The organism is Corynebacterium sp. Marseille-P3884, assembly GCF_017942225.1.
In the GTDB taxonomy this organism is placed as follows: Bacteria; Actinomycetota; Actinomycetes; order Mycobacteriales; family Mycobacteriaceae; genus Corynebacterium.
In genome coordinates this window covers 16,663-43,342 of the sequence record NZ_JAGKSD010000014.1, presented here as the reverse complement: position 1 = coordinate 43,342, position 26,680 = coordinate 16,663, and the positions used below count along the sequence as shown (strand labels likewise).

The 26,680-nt window shown below is 63.3% G+C and carries 21 protein-coding genes; 9 read left to right on the top strand and 12 right to left on the bottom strand.

The annotated features are described in order from the left end of the window. Window positions 1-5: 5 nt before the first annotated feature. From J5Y21_RS08995 to rho, 5 genes are read right to left on the bottom strand one after another with little or no spacing between them, the layout of a single operon-like run. Complete coding sequence (locus tag J5Y21_RS08995; protein ID WP_210574701.1) at window positions 6-1,145, bottom strand: MraY family glycosyltransferase; 1,140 nt, start codon at window positions 1,143-1,145, stop codon at window positions 6-8. Further along, the gene (locus J5Y21_RS08990) at window positions 1,142-1,807 is read right to left on the bottom strand and encodes an L-threonylcarbamoyladenylate synthase (RefSeq protein ID WP_210574699.1); all 666 of its coding nucleotides are present in this window, start codon (window positions 1,805-1,807) and stop codon (window positions 1,142-1,144) included. The genes J5Y21_RS08995 and J5Y21_RS08990 overlap by 4 nt, the downstream gene beginning before the upstream one ends. A 31-nt stretch (window positions 1,808-1,838) precedes the next feature. Continuing rightward, window positions 1,839-2,693 (bottom strand): peptide chain release factor N(5)-glutamine methyltransferase, encoded by an 855-nt coding sequence (gene prmC / locus J5Y21_RS08985; RefSeq protein WP_210574689.1) that lies wholly within the window; start codon window positions 2,691-2,693, stop codon window positions 1,839-1,841. Then, the gene (gene prfA / locus J5Y21_RS08980; RefSeq protein WP_210574687.1) at window positions 2,680-3,759 is read right to left on the bottom strand and encodes a peptide chain release factor 1; all 1,080 of its coding nucleotides are present in this window, start codon (window positions 3,757-3,759) and stop codon (window positions 2,680-2,682) included. The genes prmC and prfA overlap by 14 nt, the downstream gene beginning before the upstream one ends. After that, window positions 3,759-5,594 carry a transcription termination factor Rho gene (gene rho / locus J5Y21_RS08975; protein WP_210574680.1) on the bottom strand — a complete coding sequence of 612 codons (1,836 nt, stop codon included), beginning with the start codon at window positions 5,592-5,594 and terminating at the stop codon, window positions 3,759-3,761. The genes prfA and rho overlap by 1 nt, the downstream gene beginning before the upstream one ends. Before the next feature lie 271 nt (window positions 5,595-5,865). Between rho and J5Y21_RS08970 the strand changes: the two genes are divergently transcribed. Both J5Y21_RS08970 and J5Y21_RS08965 read left to right on the top strand, forming a co-directional pair. Then, the gene (locus tag J5Y21_RS08970) at window positions 5,866-7,626 is read left to right on the top strand and encodes a long-chain fatty-acid--CoA ligase (RefSeq protein WP_210574678.1); all 1,761 of its coding nucleotides are present in this window, start codon (window positions 5,866-5,868) and stop codon (window positions 7,624-7,626) included. 38 nt (window positions 7,627-7,664) lie between these two features. Continuing rightward, window positions 7,665-8,837 (top strand): glycerol dehydrogenase, encoded by a 1,173-nt coding sequence (locus J5Y21_RS08965; protein ID WP_210574676.1) that lies wholly within the window; start codon window positions 7,665-7,667, stop codon window positions 8,835-8,837. Window positions 8,838-9,113: 276 nt separating this feature from the next. Here the strand turns inward: J5Y21_RS08965 and J5Y21_RS08960 are convergent, their stop codons facing one another. The 5 genes from J5Y21_RS08960 to argS form a co-directional block, all read right to left on the bottom strand. Continuing rightward, window positions 9,114-11,267 (bottom strand): VWA domain-containing protein, encoded by a 2,154-nt coding sequence (locus tag J5Y21_RS08960; protein ID WP_210574667.1) that lies wholly within the window; start codon window positions 11,265-11,267, stop codon window positions 9,114-9,116. A 158-nt stretch (window positions 11,268-11,425) separates the two neighbouring features. Further along, window positions 11,426-12,355: a homoserine kinase gene (gene thrB / locus J5Y21_RS08955; protein WP_210574665.1), complete on the bottom strand. Its 930-nt coding sequence runs from the start codon at window positions 12,353-12,355 to the stop codon at window positions 11,426-11,428. A 3-nt stretch (window positions 12,356-12,358) separates the two neighbouring features. Then, a complete protein-coding gene (locus J5Y21_RS08950; RefSeq protein WP_210574663.1) occupies window positions 12,359-13,711 on the bottom strand; it encodes a homoserine dehydrogenase in 1,353 nt (450 codons plus the stop codon). Between the two features lie 35 nt (window positions 13,712-13,746). Then, entirely contained in the window at window positions 13,747-15,123 is a 1,377-nt protein-coding gene (gene lysA / locus J5Y21_RS08945) for a diaminopimelate decarboxylase (RefSeq protein ID WP_210574743.1), read from the bottom strand. A gap of 36 nt (window positions 15,124-15,159) precedes the next feature. Further along, window positions 15,160-16,830 (bottom strand): arginine--tRNA ligase, encoded by a 1,671-nt coding sequence (gene argS, locus J5Y21_RS08940; protein ID WP_210574661.1) that lies wholly within the window; start codon window positions 16,828-16,830, stop codon window positions 15,160-15,162. A 62-nt stretch (window positions 16,831-16,892) separates the two neighbouring features. Between argS and J5Y21_RS08935 the strand changes: the two genes are divergently transcribed. The 6 genes from J5Y21_RS08935 (at window position 16,893) to J5Y21_RS08910 (ending at window position 23,715) form a co-directional block, all read left to right on the top strand. Next, window positions 16,893-17,678, top strand: coding sequence for a (Fe-S)-binding protein (locus J5Y21_RS08935; protein ID WP_210574653.1), 786 nt, complete (start codon window positions 16,893-16,895; stop codon window positions 17,676-17,678). Next, the gene (locus J5Y21_RS08930) at window positions 17,675-19,285 is read left to right on the top strand and encodes a LutB/LldF family L-lactate oxidation iron-sulfur protein (protein WP_349236981.1); all 1,611 of its coding nucleotides are present in this window, start codon (window positions 17,675-17,677) and stop codon (window positions 19,283-19,285) included. The genes J5Y21_RS08935 and J5Y21_RS08930 overlap by 4 nt, the downstream gene beginning before the upstream one ends. Beyond that, window positions 19,285-19,923, top strand: coding sequence for a lactate utilization protein C (locus J5Y21_RS08925; protein WP_210574651.1), 639 nt, complete (start codon window positions 19,285-19,287; stop codon window positions 19,921-19,923). Before J5Y21_RS08930 ends, J5Y21_RS08925 begins: the two co-directional genes overlap by 1 nt. Window positions 19,924-20,208: 285 nt before the next feature. Continuing rightward, the gene (locus tag J5Y21_RS08920; RefSeq protein WP_349236980.1) at window positions 20,209-21,780 is read left to right on the top strand and encodes an alpha/beta fold hydrolase; all 1,572 of its coding nucleotides are present in this window, start codon (window positions 20,209-20,211) and stop codon (window positions 21,778-21,780) included. A gap of 264 nt (window positions 21,781-22,044) precedes the next feature. Beyond that, complete coding sequence (locus tag J5Y21_RS08915) at window positions 22,045-22,725, top strand: CPBP family intramembrane glutamic endopeptidase (protein WP_210574649.1); 681 nt, start codon at window positions 22,045-22,047, stop codon at window positions 22,723-22,725. 99 nt (window positions 22,726-22,824) lie between these two features. Further along, complete coding sequence (locus J5Y21_RS08910; protein ID WP_210574647.1) at window positions 22,825-23,715, top strand: EamA family transporter; 891 nt, start codon at window positions 22,825-22,827, stop codon at window positions 23,713-23,715. Window positions 23,716-23,753: 38 nt separating this feature from the next. On the opposite strand, the gene J5Y21_RS08905 is transcribed toward J5Y21_RS08910, so the two are convergent. Further along, entirely contained in the window at window positions 23,754-24,245 is a 492-nt protein-coding gene (locus tag J5Y21_RS08905) for a hypothetical protein (protein WP_210574645.1), read from the bottom strand. Window positions 24,246-24,717: 472 nt separating this feature from the next. On the opposite strand from J5Y21_RS08905, the gene J5Y21_RS08900 reads away from it, so the two are divergent. Beyond that, a complete protein-coding gene (locus J5Y21_RS08900) occupies window positions 24,718-25,077 on the top strand; it encodes a VOC family protein (RefSeq protein ID WP_210574642.1) in 360 nt (119 codons plus the stop codon). Between the two features lie 234 nt (window positions 25,078-25,311). Here the strand turns inward: J5Y21_RS08900 and J5Y21_RS08895 are convergent, their stop codons facing one another. Further along, the gene (locus J5Y21_RS08895) at window positions 25,312-26,550 is read right to left on the bottom strand and encodes a hypothetical protein (RefSeq protein WP_210574640.1); all 1,239 of its coding nucleotides are present in this window, start codon (window positions 26,548-26,550) and stop codon (window positions 25,312-25,314) included. Between the last annotated feature and the right edge of the window lie 130 nt (window positions 26,551-26,680).

Genomic DNA, 26,680 nt, shown 5'->3' with positions numbered 1-26,680 from the left:
TCATGCTACCGCGCGGGTCCGATCTTTCCTTTCATCGCGGGCACGGCGGTAGCGGCGGCAGCGAACAGGATCGCGGTGATGAGCAGCGCGGCGGCATAGCGCGACGGAATAACGGAGAAGCTCACTGCTCCGAACGCGATCGCAGACACCCACATGTACAGCACAAGAACGGTACGGCGGTGGGTGTGGCCGAGCGCGAGGAGGCGGTGGTGAATGTGCTGACGGTCAGCGGCAAACGGGCTCTTGCCCTGGGACACGCGGCGGATAACGGCCATGATGAGGTCGATGACAGGCAGCGCGACAGCGGCGACCACCACGATAAACGGGCTGATCAGGGCGACGAAGTCGGCGGTGCCGTAGAGCGACATGTTAATCTTGCCGGACGCAGAGATCGATGCGGCGGCGAGCAGCAACCCGATGAGCATGGCACCCGAGTCCCCCATGAAGATCCGCGCGGGTTCGTAGTTGTGCGGCAAGAAGCCGGCGCACATACCCACGAGCGCAGCGCAGATGATGGCGGGCGGATAGGCGGAGACGGCGCCGCCTTGATCGTGAAGCACGGTCAACGAGAACACGAGGATAGCGGCGCCGGCGATCATGCCGAGGCCGGCTGCCAGTCCGTCGATGCCGTCGACAAAGTTGAAGGCGTTGATGAGCATCACGATGATCAGCGAGGACACAATAACGCCCTGCGCTGGGTCGAGGATCAATGTCGTTCCGCCGCCGAACGGCAGGTAGAAGACATTGAAGGACAGCCCCATCACCGACATGGTCACTGCGGCGACGACTTGGCCGAAGAATTTGGAGAGGGCGCCGAGCTCGTAGAGGTCGTCGATAATTCCGACGACCACGATGAGGAAGGCCCCCACGACCACGGCCGTCATCTCGGGGGTCACGGGAGCGAACCCGCGGGTGAGCGCCGGCAATTGCATCGCCAGGTACACAGCGGACAAGAACCCGGTGAACATGGCCACGCCGCCGAGGCTCGGGGTGGGCTGGGTGTGCACGTCACGCTCGCGGATCTCCGCGATCCGGCCGGTTCGAACGAGGACGGAGCGAATAGGACCCGTAGCTAGGAAACTGAGCACCGCAGCGACGAGGATGACCAGCCCCAGCTCTCGCAGAGGGACGCCTGATCCGGTCACCGGTCTTTCCGCCTCAGTTGCTCCGGGTCAAGGTTCAGGACCTCACCAATGCGTTCCGGGCTCACGGCGCCCTCGCGGAGAATCACCGGCGCGGGACCGGAGATGTCCAGGATGGTCGACGGCTCCCCCACCTGCGCGGTGCCTCCGTCGAGGTAGGTCTGCACGGCCTCCCCGAATTGGTCGCGCGCGCCAGCAGCCGACACCGGCGGGGCTTGCCCCGAGATATTGGCGCTCGACACAGCCATCGGACCGACTTCGCGGAGCAGCTCGATCGCAACGGGCTGCAGGGGCATGCGCAACAGGACGGTGCCGCGGGTGTCGCCGAGATTCCACGGCAGCGACGGCGCCTCAGGCACAACGAGGGAAAGACCGCCGGGCCAAAACGCCTCGACCAGCGTTTTCGCAGTATCCGTGAACTCGCGCACCAGCCCCTGAATCGTGGTCCACGAGCCCACGAGAACAGGTACAGGCATATCAGGGCCGCGACGCTTTGTAGCAAGGAGCTTTGCGACGGCATCCGGATTGAACGCGTCCACCCCAATCCCGTAGACCGTGTCAGTCGGCAACACCACGCACTGCCCCGCGCGAACTGCCTTTACGGCGGCGTCAATGCCGTCCTTGCGCCCCTGGGGGTCAAGGCAGTCGTAGATTCTGCTGGGCATTGAAGTGGTGCTCCTTAAGAGATGAAAGAGGTCAGTTTGTCCGTAGCTTACTCGCCGTGACGAAACGGTCGCGCCCCGTGAGGTCGGGCATGTTGCGGATATTTTCAAATGAACCGTCAGCTTCGACCAGTTCGCGGGTGAGCGCGGCTGTCGTGTCGTCGTGCTCGATGCCGAGTTTCCCGCCCGGGGCGAGCAGCCGAGCCGCGACAGGAATGAGCCCGCGGATAGCGTCCATGCCGTCGTCGCCGGAGAAGACGGCTTCCAGTGGGTCGCGGTAGACCTCCGGTTCGAGTTCACCGGATTCTTCCGGCACGAACGGAACGTACGGCGGATTGGCGACGATAAGGTCAACGGTGCCGGTCAGCTCGAATAGCAGGTCCGGGTCGGTCATGTCGCCCTCGATGATCCGCACGTTGGAATGCGCGGCGGCGTTGCCGCGGGCAGCTGCGATGGCGACGGGAGATTTCTCCACGCCGATGACGAGTTCGGGGCGTGCCCGCTCGGCGATATAAATCGCCAGCGCACCGGAACCGGTGCCGAAGTCGACGACAGTGCCGGTGGGTGCCTGCTCCACCGCCCACTCGGCGAGCACCTCGGTCTCCAGGCGCGGGATGAACACGCCCGGGCCGACCTTCAAATCGTGCACTCCGAAGGGCGCGGTGCCGAGAATGTGCTGCAGCGGCTCACGCTCGACGCGGCGGGCGATAAGGGCCGCGTAGTCCGCCTCGAATTCAGGCGTCGGCTCGGCCAAAATCAGCTGAGTTGCGGGCACACCGAGAAGGTGGGCGGCGATGAGGCGGGCATCGACTTCGGGGGAGGCAACGTGGGCGTCGATAAGCGATTGCGTTGCGTTATCGATCGCTGAGCGGAGGCTACTCTGCTTCAAGTCGTTCCTGGCGCTCGTGGGTCTGGAGCGCGGTGATCAGGTCGTCCATGTTGCCGTCGAGCACGGAGTCGAGGTTGTTCGCCTTGAAACCGATGCGGTGGTCCGAGATGCGGTTCTCCGGCCAGTTGTAGGTGCGGATGCGCTCCGAACGGTCCATGGTGCGGACCTGCGAAGCGCGGCCTTCCGCTGCCTCGGCCTCGGCCTTTTCACGCTCGGCCTGCTCGAGACGGGCCTGGAGAACCTGCATCGCACGCGCGCGGTTCTGGATCTGGGAACGCTCCTTCTGACACGTGACCACGATGCCCGTGGGCAGGTGCGTGATGCGCACGGCCGAGTCCGTCGTGTTGACACCCTGGCCGCCCTTACCGGAGGAACGGTACACGTCGACGCGGATGTCCTTTTCGTCGATCTCGATCTCGCCGACGTCCTCCGTCTCCGGGAAGACGTACACGCCAGCTGCCGACGTCTGGATGCGGCCCTGCGATTCCGTCACCGGAATGCGCTGCACGCGGTGGACGCCGCCCTCGAATTTCAGCTTCGACCACGCGCCGTCGCGCGACGGGTTCTTCATGGTCACCGAGACAGTCATGTCTTTGACACCGCCCAGGTCGGACTCTGCGACGTCGAGAACATCCCAGCTCAGACCCGCCTTCTCGGCGTACTTCTGGTACATGCGGGCCAAATCGCCGGCGAAGAGCGCGGCTTCTTCGCCACCTGCGCCGGCCTTGATCTCCATGATCACGTCGTCGGCGTCGTGCTCGTCGCGCGGAGCGAGCAGATCAGCGAGCTCCTCCTCCAGGCGCACGATCTCGCCTTCGAGGCGCGCGGCCTCCTCGGCGAACTCCTTGTCCTCGGCTGCCATCTCAGCGGCGGCCTCGTGGTCCTCGCGGGCCTGGTTGAGATCGTTGTTGACGTTGATGATCGGCTGCAGCTGCGCGTAGCGCTTGGACAGCTTGCGGAAGAGATCCTGGTCGCCGACCACTTCCGGGTCGCTCATCTGGGCTTGGATGCCCTGGTACTCGGAGACGTAGTCGTCGACAAGCGAAACCTGCGATTTCTCTGCCATTACTGGTATTCCTCCGTCTCCTGGTCCGCGGCCATCGGTGCGGATTGCGCCACGCCAACGAGGAATTCGCCGTTGTTCTTCGTCTTCTTCAGCTGCTTGATCAGCATGTCAATGGACTGCTGCGGGTCGAGCGCGGAGAGGATGCGGCGCAGCTTGTGCATGATGCGCGTCTCCTCCGGGCTCATGAGCAGCTCGTCCTTGCGCGTGCCGGACGGATTGACGTCCACGGCCGGGAAGACGCGGCGCTCGGCGATCTTGCGGTCGAGCTTGAGTTCAGCGTTGCCGGTGCCCTTGAACTCCTCGAAGATGACAGTGTCGCCTGCCGAGCCAGTCTCCACCATGGCGGTCGCGATAATGGTCAGCGAGCCACCTTCCTCGATATTGCGGGCAGCACCCAGGAAGCGCTTCGGCGGGTACAGGGCGTTCGAGTCGACGCCGCCGGACAGGATGCGGCCCGACGCCGGCGACGAGTTGTTGTACGCGCGGCCCAGGCGGGTGATGGAATCGAGCAGGACCACGACGTCCTGGCCCATCTCGACGAGGCGCTTCGCGCGCTCGATGGCCAGCTCCGCCACGGCAGTGTGCTCGCTCGGCGGGCGGTCGAAGGTGGAGGCGATGACCTCTCCCTTCACGGAGCGCTGCATGTCGGTGACTTCCTCGGGGCGCTCGTCGACAAGCACGACCATGAGGTAGCACTCGGGGTTGTTATGCGCGATCGCGTTGGCGATATTCTGCAGGATCGTCGTCTTACCAGCCTTCGGCGGGGAGACGATCAGCGCGCGCTGGCCCTTGCCGATCGGCATGACCAGGTCGATCACGCGCGTGGTGAGGATATTCGGCTCGGTTTCCAGACGCAGACGCTGATTCGGGTACAGCGGGGTCAGCTTGTGGAATTCCGCGCGCTGCTTCGCCTCGTCCACCGTCATTCCGTTGATCGTGTCCACTCGCACCAACTGGTTGTAACGGTGGCGGTTACGGCCGTTGCCGTGCGTGTGCCCCTGACCGTTCGCGCGGACCTGGCCGATCACCGCATCGCCCGAGCGCAGGCCGCAGCGGCGCACCAGGTTGTTGTTGATGAACACGTCCGCCTGGTTCGCCCGGTACCCCGTCGTGCGCACGAACGCCGCGTTGTTATCGACGATATCGACGATGCCCGCGACCTCCTGCAGTTCCTCCGGGTCCAGGTCCTGGCCGTTGTTGTGGTTCTGGTTGTTGCCGCCACCGCCGTTGTGGTTATCGCGGTTGCGGCGGTTCCTGCGGTTGCGGCGTCCGCGACGGCCCCCCCCGCCGCCATTTCCGCCGTTACCGCCACCGTCGTGGTTGTTTCCGCCGCCGCGGTTGTTGTTACCATCTCCGCGGTTGTTCCGGTCACCACGGTCGTCGTGGTTGTCTCGGTTGTCGCGATCGTTCCGGTCGCCCCGGTTATCGCCGCCACGGTCGTCGCGGGAGTCGCGGGAGTCGCGGTCGTCGTGGGAGTCCCGGTTAGCAGAGCCGTCGTCAAGCTTCTGCTCGTGCTTGGCGCGGTTGCGGCGCGCGCGGCGAGCGGCGGAGCGGGATTCGTAGCGCTGCTCGTCGCCCTTGTTGTCGTCGCTCTTCTCGGTCTTTTTGTCGTCGTTCTTCGGAGCTTCAGCAGCGCCGGCGTTGTCTGCGGCGGCTTGCTCGCTGGCGCGCTGACGTGCGCGCTGCGGGACGGTGCCCGTGGTGATGGCTTGGATCAGCTCGCCCTTGCGCAGGGCGGACGTGCCGCGCAGGCCTTTTTCGGCGGCGATCTTGCGCAGCTCCGGAAGCTTCAGCGATGCGAGGTCCTGGCTCGCGGCGTTACCCGTATCGGTCACGGATGTCCTTTCGTCATATTCGTGCGACGCTGTGTTTTCACGCGGTTGTCCCCACTCTCGGCCGACAGGCGATCAAAGCCCGCAATATATAAGGGGCGGAGGTGGTGCACGCTAGATCGGAGACGCGCTACATGCGGAAAAGCTAAGGGCATGGGCGGAATCTGGAGGCGAAAAGCGCCTCAGCTCGCGATCTTGTCCGACAGTGTAGCGGACGCGCGCAAAATGCGGTTCACCAACCCGCGCTAAAGGGGGCCACGGTAGAGTGAGCTGCATGCTTTCCACCATGCAGGAAGTGCCGTTTTCCGTCGGGCGCATTCTCGAATACGGGGCGTCGGTGCACGGGAGCACGAAGGTGACCACGTGGCGCAACGGCGAGGCGGAGGAAACCACGTTCGCGGCGGTCGGTGCGCGCGCGGCGGCGTTCGCGCATGCGTTGGAGGACCACCTGGGCATCGACGGGGACCAACGGGTGGGCTCGTTGTTGTACAATTGCGCGGAGCACCTCGAGGTGATGTTCGCCGCGTCGGCGAAGGGGTCGGTGTTCGTGCCGCTGAACCTGCAGTTGATGGAGGACCAGATCGCGTACATCGTCAACCACGCGGAGATCGAGGTGCTCATCGCGGATCCGCGCCTCGCGCCGAAGGTGGGCCGCATTGTGGAGGAATGCCCGACGGTGCGTGCCGTGTGTTTCACGGGGCTGACAGATTTGAGCGCCGAGCGCGCAGCGGTCCCGGACGGGGTCGAGGTTTTCTCGTACGAATCGCTTCTCGACGGCGCGTCCACCCTCTATCCCTGGCCCGAACTCCCCGAGAACACTGCCGCAGCGATCTGCTATTCCACCGCGACCAGTGGCCCGCCGAAGGGCATCGCGTACTCGCACCGGTCGATCTGGTTGACGGCGATGAGCCTGCGTGCCACTGATTCGCTGGCGATCACCCACGGTGAGTCGTTCTTGTGCTGCATCCCGATCTACCACGTGCTGAGCTGGAACGTGCCGTTCTCCGCGTTTTTGGCGGGCACTCCCCTTGTACTGCCTGATTCGGATGTGTCGGCACCGACGCTGGCGAAGCTCATCGCCGGCACGCACCCGCGCGTGGCGCACGGCGTGCCCACCTTGTGGATCCAGCTCATGGTGCACTACCTGCACAACCCGCCAGAACGCATGTCGCTTACAGAAATCTACGTCGGCGGTTCCCCTGCCCCGCCGGCGCTGATCAAGGTGTGGGAGGAACGCTACGGCGTGGACATTATCCACGTCTGGGGCATGACGGAGACCTCCACGGTGGGCACGGTTGCTCGCCCCCCATCGGGCGCGTCCGGCGAGCGCCGTTGGGCCTACCGCATCTCGCAGGGTCGCTTCGCCCCGTGGCTCGAATACCGTGTGGTCAACGACGGCGGCATCGTCTCCCGCACCGACCGCAACGACGGTGAGATCCACGTTCGCGGAAATAATGTCATCGCGTCGTATTACTGGCCGTCGAATCCGGAAGCAGCAAAGCGCGTATCGACGTTCCGCGGCGAGCCCGTCCCCACCTCCGACGACTCCTTCACCGAGTCCGGGTGGCTGCGCACTGGCGACGTGGGCACTGTGACGTCCGACGGCTTCATGACTCTCTACGACCGCTCCCGCGATGTCATTCGCTCCGGCGGCGAGTGGATTTACTCCGCCCAGCTGGAGAACCTCATCATGGAGTCCGACGAGGTCGTCGAATGCGCCGTCATCGGCTACCCCGACAAGAAATGGGGCGAGCGCCCCCTAGCCATCACCGTCCTGCACGCCGATGTCACCCCGACGATCGACGTGGCCAAGAAGCTCCGCAAGGACCTCGCTGGTGAGCTTCCCACCTGGATGGCTCCCGAGTACTGGACTTTTGTCAGCTCGATCGACAAGACATCGGTGGGCAAATTCGACAAGGTGGATCTGCGCTCGCACTTGGCCAAGGACGAATTCGACATCATCACCCTGCCCGGCCCCGGCACCCGAACCGCAGAGGAGTCTGGCTCCAGCTCCGACGCGGCAGTCCCCGAATAGTCTGGCTCGCCTGCCGACGTTTCGTCGGACAAAAACGCATGTCACGAGATCGGCGTACCGTTGGGGCCATATCACAACACGACATTTTCTCTTCCCCGTCCCGCTATATCCAAGGCAAGGGTGCGATCTCCGATCTGGGCGAGCACCTGAAGAAACTCAGCGAGAACCCGTTGCTGGTGTCGGACGACACGGTGTGGGGGATCGTCGAAAAGCAACTTGCTGAAGGCTTCGAATCCGCTGGTCTTCCCGTCAACCGCGTGGGCTTCGAGAAATTCGCGACCGCGAAGGCCGTCGATGGCCTGGTGGAGAAGATCAAGGCCGAGGACCACGACATCATCGTCGGCATCGGCGGCGGTTCGGCGATCGACGCCGCGAAGGCCGCTGGCTTCGACGCTGACATCGTGTGGGCCAGCGTTCCCACCGCCGCATCCTCCGACGCCCCGACGTCGACGCTCGCCGTGATCTACACCGAGGACGGCGCGTTCGACGAGTACCGCTTCTTCCCGAAGAACCCGGACGTCGTGCTCATCGACACCCAGCTCGTCGCCCGCGCTCCGGTCGAATTCCTCGTTGCCGGCATCGGCGACGCTCTCGCGACCTGGGTCGAGGCCCGCGCCACCGCGAAGGGCAACGGCACCACGATGAACGGCGGCCACCCAACCCGCGCCGGTGCTGCCCTGGCGAAGCTCAGCTGGGACATCCTCTGGGAGCACGGCCTCGCCGCGCTCGACGCCGTCCGCTCCGGCGTGGTCACCCCCGCGCTTGAAGCTGTCGTCGAGGCCAACACCCTCCTGTCCGGCCTCGGCTTCGAGTCCGGTGGCCTCGCCGCTGCCCACGCCATCCACGACGGTCTCACCGCCGCCGAGCAGACTCACGGCCTGTCCCACGGCCAGAAAGTCAACGTCGGCACCTGCGCCCAGCTGATCATGGAGGGTGCCGACGCCCAGGAGATCGAGGACTTCATCGAGTTCACCACCAAGGTCGGCCTGCCCAATACCCTGACCGAGATCGGCCTCACCCCCGAGGACACCGACGAGCTCGAGGCCGTGGCCAAGGCCGCCACCGCCGAGCACGAGACCATCCACAACATGCCGTTCCCGGTCACCCCGGAGATGGTCGTCGAGTCGCTCATCGCACTCGAGCGCATCTCCCGCCGCGTCCGCGAAGACCGCGGCCTGCCGGAGCCCGTCAAGTACGAGGCCAAGCACTAAAACGCACCTTCGCCTAACGACGAATCGCCCCGCAGCCCACCCCGCTGCGCGGCGATTTTGTCGTCTCTGCCCCGGCTTCTCCCCCCGCCCCGGGGCGAGTTCTGCGTCCTTCCCCAGCTTCCTCGTCGCAGCCGCGTCAGAAGCACTATGCGATGCTGTTCTTCACCGAATCCCAACCTGGGATTTCAGCGATTGCAGAGTGCACATCGCATAGTGGAGATCGCATAGTGCCCACGGCATAGCGCCCTGCACGCCTACTCCGGCGACCGCGGGGCTCTACGCGTACGGGTTGCCGCCGTAGGGATTGCCGTTCTGGCCCTGCGCCCCTCCGGGGCCGTGCGGACCGGCCTGACCATGCGGGCCTTGCTGGCCGTGCTGACCGAACTGGGCGGTTGAGCCATTGCGCGGATCGTGATGAACGTTGCGCGGATCGTGGTGGAACTCGTCATTCGCATTCACACGGGACGTAGCGCCCTTCTTCCGGCGTCGCAGCAAGAACACCAACAGACCGATAAGCAGCAGGAGCAGCAAGCCCGAACCGATCACGACCGGCAGCAGCCAGCCTGGTTTCCCGGACTCGTCGTCGGCGGCACCAGCGCCGTCTTCGTCGTCGCTCTCCTTCTTAGAGTCGTCGTTATTGGCACTGTCGAACTTGATCGGCTCATCCGACGGCTCCGGACCATCCTCGTAGGTCGGCTGCCAATCCGGGCCACCATCAGCTGGCTCACCATCGAGCGTCACCGCGAACTCGTACGGCTGCTCCACACCAGTGATCTCGCTTTCGCCTTTAGTGCCCATGCCGAACCACAGGAAGTAGTAACCCTGCCACGGGCTTTTGGTGGCATACCATGCGTAGTCACTCGGAGCGACTGGACCCGCTGTTTCCTCGTCATCGTAGATGCTCAACGCGGCACCGCCAGTCTGGCCCCGGAACGGGCTTTGAAAGCCGAACCCGATAGAATCGACGTCTTCAGTCACGGACTTGGGCGACTTGGCGCTCACTACCGGGCGCTGGCCCCACTCGACAGGGATTTTGTACATCCGGAATTCGCCGGGAACGATCTTGTCGGAATAGGAACCTTCAGAAATCTCCACCGCATCATTGAAGCCGGAGCCACCCGTGATCGCTTCGGCGTCCTCGATTTTTGGCTCATTCTCTGGTTCACCCGGCGAATTGATTTTCCGGTCGTCCCACTCCTTCGCCTGTTCCTCGTCTGGGAGCGGTTCATAGAACACGTTGACTTCCAGATTCACATCTTCAGTGATCTTGTCACCGGTTTGATAGACCTGAGTGCCGATCAGCCAGTTGCTCATGTCGCACTGGTTTTGCTTGCCATTCGTGGTCAAACTGTCGGAACGATCCAAAGTGATCTGGTACGTATCGATCCCGAAACGTGGAGTGGAAAAGTTTGACGCACTTGCCAATGTCGTTGCTGATCTACCGCAGTCTGGGTCGCTTTCGTTCGTGACGTCGCTGGTCGAGATGAATAACTCGCTGTCGTGGTGGGCGCCGTTGGTCTGCCATACCGGGGTGATCGTGATGCGGGCGTTATGGCCCTCCGGGACGGAAACACGGAAGAAACGGTCCTTCTTCGCGTTGGTGTCGGGGGTCACCTTGGACTGGTACTGCCCCTCATCCAGCCATTTGGCGTCCTCGGGGTTATCCGCGAACTCGAACTTCGTGCCCTTCAACTGGTACTTACCCACATCACGCTGAGTCAGGAACTTCAAAGAATCAGCCAAACTACCGGCATCGTCGGCTTCCAGGAACTGTCCCTTGCCGGCATCAGCAATGCACTGCAGCTCCTTACGGGCCTCCTCATCAACCTTGAAACCGACAGTGTGAATAGCAAGATCCACACCCTCCTCGGCCAGCTCCTTAGCCACCTCACACACCGGCGGCGGAGCACACGAATCAATACCGTCGGAAACAAGAATGATGGAGCGCTCGCCTTCGTCGCCAAGCTCCTTGGCGGCCTCACGCAGCGAGTTGCCCATCGGGGTATACCCCTTCGGGGTCACACCCTCAATCGCCTTGACGTACTTCTCCTTATCGACCTGGCCGACCTTCGCCAACGTCTCAATATCCTTACACCCCGCCTCACGGTTATCCGGCGCATCAGACTCCTGCGCACCATAAACCATCAAACCCAACTGGGCAGTCCCCGGAAGAGACTCAATCAGATCCTTCGACGCCTTCTTCGCCGCATCAATACGCGGACCATCAGCATCGTCCTCCAACATCGACGACGACGCATCCATAATCAGCATCGCCTTGCTATCCGCACTCCCCTCACCACCGGAAGCATCAGCCGGCGCCGACGAATCAGAAGAATCAGACGAATCGGAAGCCTTAGACGAAGAAGTCTCAGAAGACGCCTCAGACGACTCCGAGCCACTCTGCGCGAACACCACCGGCGCCCACGCCACACAACACACCACGGCAAACAAAAAAGCGAGGAAACCCCTCGCCCGCACCGATGAAGACAACGCCTGCATAAACCTTCGTTCCTTCCCAACTGTGGTAAACGTCACCAAACAGAATAAAAGAAACGCAAGCCCCACGCAGGCTTCGTTACCTATTTGTTTTATGCGCGAAGCAGTTCAGCGGTGATCGGGCCGGCGACGTCGAGCTCGAGGACGCGCAGGCCGTCGTCACGCGCGGAGTCGAGGATCTTCGGGTCGACGGGCTCGGTGGACAGCACCATCGCGGTCGGACCGGCGCCGGAGAGGTAGGCGGCGTAACCGCGGTTGCGCAGGCGGTTCACCCACTCGGCGGTGACGGGCAGGACATCGGCGCGGTACGGCTGGTGCAGGCGGTCGCGGGTGCCCTCCCACAGGAACTGGGGGTGGGTCTGGATCGCGACCGTCATGACAGCGGTGCGGGAGACGTTGAACCGGGCGTCGGTATGCGTGACGTGCGACGGCAGGACCTTGCGCACGGCATTCGTGGACGCGCGGAAGTCGGGCACGAGCGCGGTCGCGATAATGTCCTGGTGCACGGTCAGCGGCACCGCGCGGTACTCAGGCTGCGAGACGCCATCGACGGGGATGTCAGTCCACGACACCACTGCCCCACCGACCACGCTGGCGGCGGCGTTGTCCGGGTGGCCTTCAAAGGCGGAGCTGAGCTGGATGACCTCATCGGTGCTCAGCGGATCACCAGCAAGCGTGTTGGCGGCGACGACACCGGCGACAGCAGCAGCGGCGGACGAGCCGAGACCGCGGGACTGCGGGATGTTGTTGTGGCAGGTCACCTTCAACCCCGGGGCATGAACATCGGCAGCGTGCAGGCCGGAATTGATGGCCTTGACCACGAGGTGGGAAGAATCACGGGGCAGCTCGTCGGCGCCCTCGCCGAAGATCTCCACCTCGAGGCCGGAAGAGGTGACCTCGACCTCGACGGTGTCGTAGATGCCGACGGCGAGGCCGAGGGTGTCGAAGCCAGGCCCCAGGTTCGCGGAGCTGCCGGGAACAGTCACGCGGGCGCGCAGGCCCACTTCGAGATCAACGCTCATTGTCTACGCGCCCAGACGAATGACGGAGTTGATCGACTTGACCTCGTCAATGTCGCGCAGCTCGTCGACGATGCCAGCGAGCTTGCGCTCGAGCGACTTGTGGGTGACCACGATGAGGCGGGAGTCTTCGCCGGACTCCTCCTGGCGCACGGCGGAAATGGAGATGTCCTGCGCGGAGAAGCGCCGGGAAATCTCGGCGAGGACGCCGGCGCGGTCCACGACGGACATGTCGATGTGGTAGCGCGTCGGCACGTCGCCGAAATCGGCGACCGGGTAGTGCGCGTACGGGTTCTCCGCCGGGGCACGGCCGCCGAGAATCTTATTGCGGGCGGCACCGACGAGGTCGCCGAGCACAGCGGACGCGGTGGGCGCACCGCCGGCGCCATTGCCGTAGAACATCAGGCGGCCAGCAGCTTCAGCTTCGACGAAGACAGCGTTGTAGGACTTATCGACGCTCGCGAGCGGGTGGTCGTTCGGCACCAGCGTCGGGTGGACGCGAGCGGAGACGGAGGTGTTGCCGGCGTCGTCGATAAGCCTCTCGCAAATAGCGAGCAGCTTGATAGTGAAGCCGGCTTCGGCTGCGGCTTCGATGTCTGCTGCGGTGATATTGGTGATGCCCTCGGCGTGCACGTCGTCGTAGGTGACGCGGGAATGGAAGCCCATCGACGCCATGATCGCAGCCTTGGAGGCGGCGTCGTGGCCTTCAACATCGGCGGTGGGGTCGGCCTCGGCGTAGCCCAAGCGGGTGGCCTCGGCGAGGGCTTCCTCGTAGCTCGCACCGGTGGACGCCATTGCATCGAGCACGTAGTTCGTCGTGCCGTTGACGATGCCGGATATGCGCTGGACCTGGTCGCCGGCCAAGGAGCGGCGCAGCATGCCCACGACGGGGATCGCGGCGGCCACGGCGGCCTCGTAGTAGAGGTCGACGCCTGCGGCGTTGGCTGCGTCGGAAAGCTCGTCGGCGTGCGCGGCGATGAGCGCCTTGTTGGCGGTGACCACGGACTTTCCGGCGTTGAGCGCGGCGAGGACCAGTTCGCGCGGGTAGTCGATGCCGCCGATGACCTCGACGACGACGTCGATATCGTCGCGGTCGATGAGCTCGCGGGCGTTGTCGGTGAGCGTGATGTCCGGGAATTTGTCCAGGACCTCGCGCTTCTTGCCCAGGTCGGACACGGCGATCCCGCGGACGTCGATCGGGCCGCCGATGCGGTTTTCCAGGCTGCCGGAGAACTCGTTGATCAAGCGCAGGACCTCAGTGCCGACGGTACCCATACCGAGCACGGCGACCCCCACGGGTTGCCCGATGCCCTTGCCCGGGTAGTTTCCGTTCCTTCCTTCGGCGCTCAGCGCAGTCATGGTTCTCCTATGTCTAGGGGGTGGACAGCAATGGCCTACGAGTCTACAAAAACCTCCCGCGCGAGTAGGTCCTCAACCGTTTCGCGGCGCACCATCGGAGTGACTTCGCCCTCGCGGACACTGACCACTGCGGGGCGGCCGAAGCAGTTGTAATTGGACGCCATGGAGAAGCAGTAAGCCCCGGTGGCGGCAAGGGCAATGAGGTCGCCGGGGACAATATCGTCAGGCCAGAGGGCATTATTGATCAGAATGTCGCCGGATTCGCAGTGCGATCCGACCAAGCGCGTGGCGTGCGGAGCGCCTTCGGTGTTCCGGTTGATCACGCGCGCGTCGTATTCCGCGCCGTAGAGCGCGGTGCGAATATTATCGCTCATTCCGCCGTCCACAGCGATGTAGCGGCGGGTGGCATCGTCGGTCACGTGAACGTCTTTGACGGTGCCGACCGAGTAGACGGTCACGGCCGCCGGACCCGCGATCGCGCGGCCGGGCTCCACGATGACCTTCGGCGGTGTGAGCTCCAAGTCCCCCGCTGCCTCGCACACGGCGCGCAGCAAATCGCGGGCGACGGAATCTACGTTGAGCGGCTCCTCGTCCACGGTGTAGGCGATGCCGTAGCCACCGCCCAAGTCGAGGTATTCCAACTCCACACCAAGCTCGCGGTAGATCTTCGCGTACAGGCCCAGCACACGGGAGGCGGCGAGCTTGAAGCCCTCAGCGTCGAAGACCTGGGAACCGACGTGGCAATGCAGCCCGGTCAGTCGAATATTCGACGCGGCGTGAGCGGTCTGCGCGGCGAGGAACGCGGACCCAGATGCGAGCGACAGGCCGAATTTCTGGTCTTCGTGGCTGGTGGCGATGAACTCGTGCGTATGCGCCTCCACGCCAGGCTTGACACGGATGAACACGTCTTGGACCACGCCCTCTTCCCCGGCGATGCGCTCGAGGGTGTCCAGCTCCTGGTGGGAGTCGATCACCACGTGGCCGACGCCACTGGTCACGCAGCGGCGCAGGAAGGAATCGGACTTGCTATTGCCGTGGGCGGTGATGCGCTCGGCCGGAAAATCGGCGGCCAGCGCGATCAGCAGCTCGTTCTCGCTGGCGACATCGAGTGCGAGACCTTCCTCGGCGACCCATTTCGCGATGCGGGAGGTCAGAAAAGCCTTCGCCGCGTAGTGCACGTGCGCCGGATCGCCGTAGGCGCGGGCCATGTCGCGGCAGCGGGAACGGAAGTCGTCCTCGTCGACGACCATGACCGGGGTGCCGTACTGCGCGGCGATATCCGTCAACGGCACACCAGCGATAGAGACGGTGCCGTCGTCGTGGCGCGCGGCGTTGCGCGGCCACACGTGCGCGGGCAGGTCATTGAAGCAGCCGGCTTCGTCGTGACGCACGCGCAGTAGATCATCGCGCAATAGGTTCGCCGTATTGAGGACGGGATCGAGCACGAATTACATCCTTTCCGGTGCGGTGATGCCGAGGAGTCGCAGGGAGTTCGCGAGCACTTGGCGGGAAGCAGCGGCCAGAGCCAGACGTGCGGCGTGGATCGGCTCCGGGTTCTCGCCAGCCTTCGGCAGGATCTGGCACGCGTCGTAGAACTTGTGGAAGACGCTGGCCAGTTCCTCGGCGTAGCGGGCGATGCGGTGCGGTTCACGCAGCTCAGCGGCGGCCTTCACCACTGCCGGGAATTCGCCGAGGGTGCGGATCAGGTCGCCCTCCTTCTCGTGGGTGAGCAACGACAGGTCGACGTCGTTCCCGTCAGCCGAGCCGACGAGGCTGACCCCGGCCTCAGAGGCCTTGCGCTCGATCGATGCGAGGCGCGTGTGACCGTACTGGACGTAGTAGACGGGATTGTCGTTGGACTGCTTTTCCCACAGGTCCAGGTCGATATCCAGGGTGGAATCCACAGACGAGCGGACCAGCGAGTAGCGCGCGGCGTCGCGGCCGATCAGGTCGACGAGGTCGTCGAGAGTGATCACGGTGCCGGCGCGCTTGGACATCTTCACCGGCTTGCCGTCGCGCACGAGGTTGACCATCTGACCAATGAGCACCTCGACGGCCTCCGGGTCGTACCCCAAAGCCTGGGCGGCGGCGCGCAGACGCGCAATGTAGCCGTGGTGGTCGGCACCCAGCATGTAGATCGCCAGCGTGTGGCCGCGGTCGAATTTGTCAGCCACGTACGCGATATCGCCAGCGATGTACGCGGCGTCGCCGTCGGACTTGATCACCACGCGGTCCTTGTCGTCGCCGAAGTCGGTCGAACGCAGCCACCACGCGCCGTCGGCCTCATACAGGTTCCCGTTGTCCTTCAGCGTCTGGATCGAACGGTCCACAGCGCCGGACTCGAACAGGGAGTTCTCGTGGAAGTACACGTCGAAATCCACGCCGAACTCGTGCAGCGACTCCTTGATCTGCGCGAACATCATTTCCACGCCTTCCGCGCGGAACGCTTCCTGCACCTCGGCGTCAGTGCCGTCGAGAGCATCGGGGCGCTTATCGACGACCGCGCTAGCGATCTCCCCGATGTATTCCCCGCCGTAACCGTCCTCGGGCGTCGGCTCATTCTTCGCGGCGGCGACGAGGGAGCGGGCAAAGCGGTCGATCTGGCCGCCGTGGTCATTGAAGTAGTACTCACGGGTCACCTCGGCACCGGAGAACTCCAGTACGCGGCCGAGCGAATCGCCGACAGCGGCCCAACGCGTGCCGCCCAAGTGGATCGGACCGGTCGGGTTCGCGGAGACGAACTCGAGGTTGATTTTCGCATCCGAGAACAGGTCAGATGAACCGAAAGATGGACCCTTTTCAAGGATGTCGGAAACAATGCTTCCGGTAGCAGCTGCACCCAGGCGGAGATTGATGAAGCCGGGGCCAGCGACCTCGGCGGAGTCGATCTCGGGGCGGGCAGACAAGGCGTCGATAAGCCAGCCCGCGAGCTCACGCGGATTGGTGCCCGCCTTCTTGGCCACCTGCAATGCGATATTCGTCGCGTAATCGCCGTGCTCCGGGTTACGCGGACGCTCGACGGTGACCGTCTCGGGCACGACCGAGGAGTCGAGGTCATGTTTGTCGAGGGTATCGACGGTGATGGTGCGGACAATGGAGGTGAGGTCTGCAGGCGTCATGGGAACGGAGTTTAATTGAACCTGGCCACTGCCCGGCAACTTACCCAGAAAGGAGCCAATCAGTGCGCGTAGCCCTGTTTTCCACATGCCTCGGGGATGCACTGTTCCCCGATGCGCACAAGGCGGCCGCTCTCGTCCTGTCCCGACTTGGATGCGAGGTCGTCTTCCCTCCGGAGCAAACCTGCTGCGGACAAATGCATATCAATACCGGGTACCAGAAAGAGACGGTGCCCATGATTGAAAACTACGTCGACGCATTCGCCGACGATTCCATTGATTACGTGGTCACTCCGTCCGGCTCCTGCACCGGTGCCGTGCGCGAGCAGCACACCCGCATCGCCGAGCGCTACGGGTCCAAGGAGCTGGTCGCCGGCACCAAGAAGACCACCAAGAAGACCCTCGACCTCTCCGAGTTCATCGTCGATGTCATGGGCACGACCGATGTGGGCGCATTCTTCCCGCACCGCGTCACCTACCACTCCACCTGCCACTCCCGCCGCTTCATCAAGGTCGGCGACCGTCCGACTGACCTGCTCAAGGCCGTCGACGGGCTGGAGCTCGTGGAGCTGCCCAACTCCGAGGAATGCTGCGGCTTCGGCGGCACCTTCGCTGTGAAGAACGCCGATACCTCAGCCGCGATGGTCTCCGACAAGGTCCGCCACATCAAGGACACCGCCGCGGAGTACGTCACCGCAGGCGACTCCTCCTGCCTGATGAATATCGGCGGAGCCATGTCCCGCCAGCACACGGGCATTCGCGCAATCCACATCGCTGAGATTCTCGCCTCGACCCGCGAAAACCCGTGGACGCCCGAGTCCGCCGCGTACACGAAGGAGAAGATGCTGTGAAGGTCGGACTTGGTAACCCGACGATGCCGCCCCACGCGCCGCACGACCTGGGGCACTTCCGCGAATACAACAAGTTCCAGAAGAACGCTAAGACTGAGCTGAACAACTCGACTCAGCGCCGCAACCTGAACTACGCCACGACGCAGATCCGTCTGAAGCGCCAAGGCGTCGTCGACGAGCTCGACGATTGGCAGCAGCTGCGCGAGGCCGGCTCGACCATCAAGCGCGACACCTTGGCGCGTCTTCCCGAGCTGCTCGAGCAGTTTGAGGAGAACGTGACCAAGCGCGGCGGCCACGTCCACTGGGCGCGCGACGCCAAGGAGGCGTCCCAGATCGTCACTGATCTGGTCAAGGACACCGGCGAGACCGACATCGTGAAGATCAAGTCGATGCTCACCCAGGAGATCGCGCTCAACGACGTTCTGGAAGAAAACGGCATCAACGCTCGCGAGACGGACTTGGCCGAGCTCATCGTGCAGCTGGGCGAGGATTTCCCGTCCCACATCGTGGTCCCGGCGATCCACCGCAACCGTGCGGAGATCCGCGACATCTTCACCCAGAAGATGCCGGGCGCGTCGAAGGATCTCACCGCTGAGCCCGCTGAACTGGCCGAGGCGTCCCGCACATTCCTCCGTGAGCAGTTCATGAAGGCCAAGGTGGCCATCTCCGGCTGCAACTTCGGCATCGCGGAGACCGGTTCGGTCTCCATCGTCGAGTCCGAAGGCAACGGACGCATGTGCCTGACCATGCCGGAGACGCTGATCACCGTCATGGGCATCGAGAAGATCCTGCCGTCCTACGAGGACCTGGGCGTGTTCATGCAGCTGCTGCCGCGTTCGTCGACAGGCGAGCGCATGAACCCGTACACCTCCATCTGGTCGGGCGTGACGGAAAACGACGGTCCGCAGGACTTCCACATCGTGCTGGTGGACAACGGCCGCACCGCTGCCCTGTCCAACGAGATCGGCCGCGAGGCGCTGAAGTGCATCCGCTGCTCCGCGTGCCTGAACGTGTGCCCAGTCTACGAGCGCGCCGGCGGCCACGCCTACGGTTCGGTCTACCCGGGCCCGATCGGCGCGATCCTCACCCCGCAGCTCGCAGGCATGGACTCGACGGACGACGTCACCGCGTCGCTTCCGTACGCGTCCTCCCTGTGCGGGCGTTGCGACGAGGTCTGCCCCGTCAAGATCCCGATCACGGACGTGCTGCTGGAGATGCGCCACCAGAAGGTCGAGCAGCACCGCCCGCCTGTCGAAGGCGCAATGTTCTCGGCCATCGGCCAGATGTGGGGCCACTCCAAACTGTGGGACAAGGCAGTGCGCATGGTCGCCGCAGGCCGCATCCTCGGTGGATTCAACGGTGTCATCAACAAGATGCCGCCGCCGGTGTCCGGCTGGACGGACTACCGCGACGTCGCAGTTCCGCCGAAGAAGTCCTTCCGCCAGTGGTTCGAGTCCGACGAGGCCAAGCGCCTCATGGCCGAAGCCAAGGCGGAGGGCGTCAAGGGTCACACCGCACCTGATGCGACCGGCACCGCCGGAGCCGAGGAGACACCCGCCTCGGGCGCTTCCTGGACCCGCTACAACCGCAAGGAGGACGAGAAGTAATGGGTACCGCTAAGGAAGACATCCTCGCTCGCATCCGCGACGCGCACAAGCTCGCCGACTCCCCTGCCAGCGTCGAGCACGCCCACGAGTACCGCACGGAGTCGCCGCTGAACCGCGACGAGCTGCGCGAGATGCTCGTCGACCGCCTAGTGGACTACAAAGCGGAGGTCAAAACCGTCTCCTCCGCCGAGCTGCCCGGCGCGATCGTGGACATTCTCCGCGAGCACGAGTGCAACGAGGTCCGCTACGCGCAGGGCCTCGACGCCGAGCTGTTCGCCTCCTTCGACGGCAATGCGCAGCCGGACGATGTCACCATCGATCCGCGCGAGCTTAACGACGTCGACGCTGTCGTCACCGGCTCCGTCGTCACGTCCGCCCAGACCGGCACCATCTGCCTCCAGTCTGAAGGCGGCGCCGGAAAGTGCGGCCGCCGCGCACTGAGTCTGGTCCCCGACCGCCACCTGTGCATCGTGCACATGGACTCCGTGGTCTACGGCGTCCCGGAGATGTTCGCCAAACTCGACCCAGAGCTGCCCAGCACGCTGATTTCCGGCCCGTCGGCGACCTCCGATATCGAGCTCGTCCGCGTCGAGGGCGTTCACGGTCCGCGCGACCTGATCGTCCTGCTCGTGGACTAGCCAGCACGCCTTTTCGGGGCGACATCACCGCCCCGGAATGCTGCGCGCATCGAGAAACGGCCCGCTCTTCTGTATCAGGAAGGGACGGGCCGTTTCACATTCTTCATCACCCTGCGTCCAGCCCATGCGAAGACTATTATCAGTGACTGTTGTTTTTGAAGAATTTCAATAGAACCTGCTGGATTGGGAGGCTGCGCTGTGTTTCGCAAGAAAACACCGTCACTGAAACAGACACCGTCAGGCACACGGGAAAGGAGCACCGCCCCATTTCTAGCAGCAGTAGGCGTGGCGGCATCGCTGATTGCCGCACCCTTTAGCACCGCGACGGCGCAGGCGGACCCTGCACCGGCCCCGGAGGTGAAGTGGGGACCGTGCCCGGCCACGGTCGACGCCCCGGGCGCTGAATGCGGTGAGGTCCCTGTGCCGATGCGCTACGGCGATCCGAAGAGCCCGAAGATCTCTGTCGGTTTCGTCCGTGTCCCGGCCGCACAGCCGGCAGCAAAACGCGGGGTGCTCTTTGCCAACCCCGGCGGTCCCGGTGGCGATGCCTACACCTACGTCGGCTCTGACTCGCTGGGTTTTACTTGGCCGAAGGAGATCCGCAACGAGTGGGACATGGTCGCCGTTCAGCCGCGCGGATTGCAGCACTCTACGCCGTTGGTGTGCGAGCCCGCCGCACCTGCGAACCAGCTCGACGCGATGAGCAGCCAGCTAGAAAGCACGGTCAACGCCGGTGCAGTGTCCCGTCAGATGTGTCAGAAGGAGCATCCTGGCCTGGCGGAGTCCATCACCACCGAGAACAACGCCCGCGACTGGGAAACGGTGCGCCGTGCACTCGGCTACGACACGGTCTCCATCATGGGTCTGTCCTACGGCACGTACCTCGGTTCCGCTTACGCGTCCATGTTCCCGGACCACACTGACAAGGTCGTGCTTGATTCCGCGATGAATCCGGACCAGCAGTGGAACAAGCTGATGATCGAGCAAGAGGGCGGCTACGAGCGTGCCCTGCACGACTACTTCGACTTCGTGGCACGCAATGACGCCACGTACCACATGGGCGACACTCCGCTGAAGGCGTACCAGTACTGGTCCGCGAAGGTCGTGCAGGAGACCGGCACCAACCCCACGGTCGTCCCGCCGCCAGCTCGCGTCGGTGATCTTCCTCCCGGGCTCGAGTTCGCGGGCCAGGCAGGTGCCGACGCCATGACCGCGACCGGTAAGGCGCGCGTGGAAGCAGATGGAATTGTGAGCCGGATGCTCAAGCCCGGTGCAACCCAGTTCAACTCCCAGCTCCTGCAGCAGACAAAACTGATCATCCCCGCACCCAGCGACTGGGACACTCTCGCACGGATGACCAACGGCACCTTCAAGCCGAAATCCACTCCGTCTAAGCCTGTCGTCGACGAGCTCATGGGCGCAGACAAAACCCGCCTGAACCTGCTGTTCATTCAGATCTGCAACGAGAATGTCACGCCGGCGGACTACTCGCTGATTCCGCGGGCAATCTGGACCAACAATATTTCGCAGGACGTTTTCGCGGCAGCGCACACCCTCATCGGAAGTGGCCTCGCGTGCAACGGCGCAGCTCCAGTGGCGAAGCCCATTCCGCTCAACGGCGGCGGTCTGGCCGCGCGCCCGCTGCAGATCAATGCGACCGGCGATCCGCAGACCCCCTACTCCGGTCGCGGTGTGATCCAGAAGGAGATGGGCACGCAGCTGGTCACCGTCCACGGTCCGGGCCACGGCCATGTCGCTCGCGGTAATGCGGCGGTAGACAAGATCGTGATCGATTACCTGCGCTCCGGCAAGGTCAGCCAGCACGACGCTCCCGGCTACCACGCTCAGCAGCGTTAGAACTACTCCGCGCACACAAATCGGCCCGCACCTTCTCGTTGGAGGGTGCGGGCCGATTTGCTGTCATTTTCCCGTGCCGCGCTTGTCGCGCGCAAGAACAACTATGAGTCATAAACCGTTGAGGGCAATGACGAACCAATGCCGGTTCCATCGGGGTTGCCTCAGGGTTGGCTGGCAATGGTGCTGGGAGGCAGAGCGGGCTGTGCGTCTGCCCCGCGCCGTCGATAATCTGCTGGCATGGACATTAGGATGCAATCTCCTGGAATGGACATTAGGAAACTCGATCCGCTAAGCATCCGCCCGCAGCTCAAAGACATGCTGGTCGGCATGGGGGCGCTGGTGGCCGTCTATGCGTTGCTCATTGGCTCAGCTTTCGGGTTGAGTGGTCTGGATCTCGGTGACATGGTCAAACCACTCATGCCGGTGATGATTATCTTGTCGCTGGTCATCCCCACCATCTTCTTGGTGGTTTATTTCAAACGCCGGGGGCTTCCCCTTGGATTTCGACCGTTGGGCAAGCGGGGCTGGCATTTGCTGTGGCAGGTCCCCCTCGCGATTATCGCGGCGGCGTTGTGCACGGGGCTCGTATCCTCGCTGCTCCACGTCGAATCGAAGGGCCCGTCGGCCCCGGCTGGCGCGGGAGACATGCTCGTACTGTTCACGCTCGCCGCGTACATGCTGATCGGCCCGTTCCTTGAGGAACTCGTGTTCCGGCGCCTCCTCATAGGGTACCTGGATACCCTCCTGCCCGCTTTCTCCAGCGTGCTGCTTACCTCGCTGGTGTTCGGGCTAGTGCACATCGCGCCACCCGTCGTGATTTACACGTTCTTCGGCGGCCTCGCCATGGCTCTGCTGACCCGCTGGCACCGTTCGATATGGGCGGGATTCATACTGCACATGTGCAATAACGCGTTGGTGCAACTGCTCGTGCTCGGCATTGCGTAATCGCCCCCCTGCCCCTCCCCCGGACTGGCCCTGCCGTTACGATGAACGGGTTTTCTTCCGCTTCGCGCGGAGGGTTGTTTCGGGTAGAGGAGGTGGCGTGTGGCGCGGACGAACGATGCGGTGGATCTGCGGCCTGTTGTGCTCGTGCTGATCGGGTCGTTGGGCATCCAGTCGTCGGCGATCGTGTCGTCGACGCTTTTTGCTGAGCTGGGCACCGTGGCGGTGTCGACTTTCCGATTGCTCATCGCCGCCGTGATGCTGCTCGTCGCGTTTCGCCCGGCAGTGCGCACATTCACCCGCCAACGTTGGATCAACGCGTGCGTCTACGGCATCGCGATGGCCGCGATGAACCAGTTCTACTTCGCCGCCGTCGACCGCCTCCCGCTTGGCGTCGTGGTCACGCTCGACTTCCTCGGCCCGTGCGCAGTCTCCTTTTTGGGGCTCAAACACTGGCGCGAACGCGGCTGGGCGCTCATCGCGTTCATCGGCGTCGTGCTCATCGCGGGCCCGTCGTCCGGCATGGACCCGGTGGGCCTCATCTATGGCTTCCTCGCCGGCGGCTTCTTCGCCGCCTACACCGTCTTCGCGGAACGCGTCGGCAAAGCAGAGGGCGGCGGCCTGACAGACCTCGCCATATCGGTCGCGGTCGCAGCACTCGTCACGCTTCCCATCGCCGCGCCAAAGCTTATCGACGTCTCCCCCACCTCCTGGCTCATCCTCACCCTCGCCGCCCTGATCGGCGTGGTCATCCCCTATATCGCCGACACCCTGGCCGCGCGAATCACCTCCGCCCAGGTCGTCGGCACGCTTTTCGCCCTCGATCCTGTCGTCGGTTCAATCCTCGGCTGGCTCTTTAAAGGCGATGAGCTGACTACCCGCATGCTCATCGGCATCCCCATGGTCGCCCTTGCCGGCGCCGTGATCACATGGCGCTCCTCACCCCGCCGCGAGGCCGGCGGATCAGCCGTCAGGGCGCAGGTGCAGGATTAACGCCCCGGCCTCGAGGGATGGGCGGGGAACGAGACTCATCACTCATCTAGATACGCGGCCCACGCGTCGGGCGCTTCGACGCGGAACGTCTCGGCCGCAGTCAGCGTCGGTGAACTGTAGGTGATGGTGCGGTTGTCGACCAGCACCGAAGCCTCACTGTCCAGCAGCCAACGCGCGGCGAAGAACCCCGTATCGAGACGAATAGCCTGCGGCTCGGCATCGAGATGGCCACGAACCACGGCGACGACATGGGCGATACGCTGCACCGACTCATCGGAAGTCATGTCGGTGTCGGGCGCCCACACCGTGTGCGCCTGGTTGATCGCGAGAGTGTCCGACGCCCCCGTCACCGATCCCGACAGTCCCTCCGGATGCATCAGACGAACGCCACGACGCGTCGGTGACCAGCCCCGGTCCAGAAGGTGCTGGGCCGTGGTGTCGCGCGGTTGTGTCCACTCGACGGTGGCCCCTAGGTCGAGCAGGTCGACGATCGCCTCATCGGAAAGTGTCTTCTCTGCGCCGCCAGTCATGTCGTTGCCTCTTGTCGTGTCGCCGGGATGTGGATCATTGGTGGTCGATCTTTGTCCACGCTGGGGAATCTCAGGAAGGGAAGGGGGACACGAAAACGGTACCGCAGCCCCGCCCGCGGATCAGCGAATACTCCAACGGGGCCTCATCAAGAGCCTTGAGGAGATCGGGGTTCACCCGGAACGTCGGGGCATGGCACAGGATGTCATCACACCAAGACGACGGTTTGTCCACCATGTCGCGACTGATCTGTCAACGACGTCCCGACTGATGACACTCATCGGCATCCCCATAGTCGCCCTTGCCGGCGCCGTGATCACATGGCGCTCCTCACGCTGCGAGGCCGGCGGATCTGCCGTCAGGGCGCAGGTGCAGGATTAGTCTCCGCCCCGATCCGGGCTCATCCCAGCGCCCTTCGCTCCGCAGTGGTTTTCTTTATCCTGGCATCACTGTCCGCTATCTAAGGAGCAACCAGTGAACCGCGAAATCGTCTTCATCGTCTATGTCTCGGATATCGACACCTCTGTCGCGTTCTACCGCGATCTTCTCGGCCTCGACACCGACTTCGTCTCACCCCGCTACGTCACATTCGCCCTGGCGGAGAACGTGTACCTTGCCTTGTGGACCGGCAACTCTGAAGCCCTCGGTGCCGCAGGAAACCGCACCACCGAAGTGTGCCTCAACGTCCCCGCTGACGAAGTCACCACGACGTTCGAGCGATGGAATGACAAGGGCGTAAACGTCCTCCGCAAGCCGTACGAGGAAGTCTTCGGCACCACCTTCGTCGTCGCCGATCCAGACGGCAACCTCATCCGCGTCGCCCCCATTGACTAGCGGCGCACACTCACCACACGGGCACGCGACCATCACAAAGTCGGGCAAAAAGTCTCGAGACAACGGGGGTTTCGGAAAACTCACTGACCACCACCAACGCAGCTCAGTTCCAGTCCTAGTTCCATGGCATTCTCTGTTTAGTTCCAGATTCATCCTAGCCGGCGCCCGAAAGGGGCCCATGCAGCGGAAATCGAATCGCCCGCGGTGAGAACGCCGCAGCCCCGTATTTGCCCCTTAGTTCACCAGATGGCTCACGTTAGCCAAGTAGAAGAGCCCATCATTCCGTGCTTCCTTCTTGCGGTTCTTTGCAACGCGGTAGGTTTTGAGTCCTTCTTCAATCCCCTGATTCGCATACTTGTACATCGCGCCACCCGAAAAAGCGGCAGCGCCAAGTGCTGCGAAGGCGGCTGGGTTGTTCTGGAAACCCGCAAAATCCCATGCGGGCACTGTTGCAAGGGCAATAGAAAATGTGCCGTGAACGGCCGCTCTCGCCCCCTCCTTCACCGAGGCAACAAGAACATCTTTCGCAGTTCCCAGATTGCTGTCGTATACCGCCTGCGTGAGTTCCTCGACTTGAACAGAAACGTCATCAAACCACAGTTGTTCGATTTCCTCGTCAAGGTGGGGCGATAGTGCGTCCTCTCGGAGTTTCTCCTGTAGATTTCTGGTGCTTCTCCGATAGTTGGCAAGGCTGGCGGTGACCTCTTGCTTCACCTCTAACACCTTTTCGACATCTACACCAGCCATATTTGGAAGCAGCAAAATCATCTGGTTGCCTAACCGGGTGGTTTTGATGTTTGTCTGGTGAAAGTTGGGCAATACCAGCCGGCCCTCTTTGTGCATCGCGCGCGCTAGCCCACCGGCCATGGAGTCGAACAGGAGATTTCCCTTGGCCGTGGTAATCGCTTCTCCAAGAATTTCCGCGGCCTCCTCAACGCTGTCTATTTTCTCCATGAGCGCATCGGCCCATTCATCGTTGATGGACAGGAGGCCCGTTTCAAGTGCGACGTCGAGCTCATTACCTCCGTAGTTGAGCCACATTCGCTCGACAGTTCTCTTTGTCTCATTTCCTGCTCGGCGAAGGCTCTTTAATGAGTCATTGAAAAGACTGTCGATTTTCCGGAACTCCGGGTTGTTTCTACGCGAGGACCGATTAAACGTTTTTCGCAGCGCTGCGTATGATTCCACCATTTCAATGAGTGTCATCAGTTGAGTTCTTTTCGAGGGCTCAATGTCTTCGGTTTGCGCCGTCATGGCATACATACGCAGTGCGAGGTCTAAATCCCCGTCAGCAGTGAACTCCTTCATTTGGCGGAGCATCGACGTTCCTGCCGAATACATCTCAACATGGTCGGCATACAAGAGTGCGGACCGGACCATCTTTATATCCTCAGCAATGGACGTCGTTGTTGCACTCATGTCCTGGACACCGGAAATTATCCGGATATGACTTTCGGAATCGCTTTGCGCCATACGCGACTGTCCTCCTTCAAGCAGTGTCATGGGAATCGGTTACCCTTAGTCGGTTTGCCCGAATGGAACACGGGGTTTTCCAGCGCTTGTAATCAGTTATATCGACCGAATCAGCTCTGGTCGCATCATC

Bases quoted from the DNA above. Each gene is read 5' to 3' on its own strand.
- thrB (WP_210574665.1), bottom strand. From the start codon at position 12,355: ATGAGCGTTGATCTCGAAGTGGGCCTGCGCGCCCGCGTGACTGTTCCC.
- J5Y21_RS08965 (WP_210574676.1), top strand. From the start codon at position 7,665: ATGTCACGAGATCGGCGTACCGTTGGGGCCATATCACAACACGACATT.
- prfA (WP_210574687.1), bottom strand. From the start codon at position 3,759: ATGGCAGAGAAATCGCAGGTTTCGCTTGTCGACGACTACGTCTCCGAG.
- J5Y21_RS08950 (WP_210574663.1), bottom strand. From the start codon at position 13,711: ATGACTGCGCTGAGCGCCGAAGGAAGGAACGGAAACTACCCGGGCAAG.
- J5Y21_RS08970 (WP_210574678.1), top strand. From the start codon at position 5,866: ATGCTTTCCACCATGCAGGAAGTGCCGTTTTCCGTCGGGCGCATTCTC.
- J5Y21_RS08925 (WP_210574651.1), top strand. From the start codon at position 19,285: ATGGGTACCGCTAAGGAAGACATCCTCGCTCGCATCCGCGACGCGCAC.
- J5Y21_RS08905 (WP_210574645.1), bottom strand. From the start codon at position 24,245: ATGACTGGCGGCGCAGAGAAGACACTTTCCGATGAGGCGATCGTCGAC.
- J5Y21_RS08915 (WP_210574649.1), top strand. From the start codon at position 22,045: ATGGACATTAGGAAACTCGATCCGCTAAGCATCCGCCCGCAGCTCAAA.
- J5Y21_RS08990 (WP_210574699.1), bottom strand. From the start codon at position 1,807: ATGCCCAGCAGAATCTACGACTGCCTTGACCCCCAGGGGCGCAAGGAC.
- J5Y21_RS08895 (WP_210574640.1), bottom strand. From the start codon at position 26,550: ATGGCGCAAAGCGATTCCGAAAGTCATATCCGGATAATTTCCGGTGTC.
- argS (WP_210574661.1), bottom strand. From the start codon at position 16,830: ATGACGCCTGCAGACCTCACCTCCATTGTCCGCACCATCACCGTCGAT.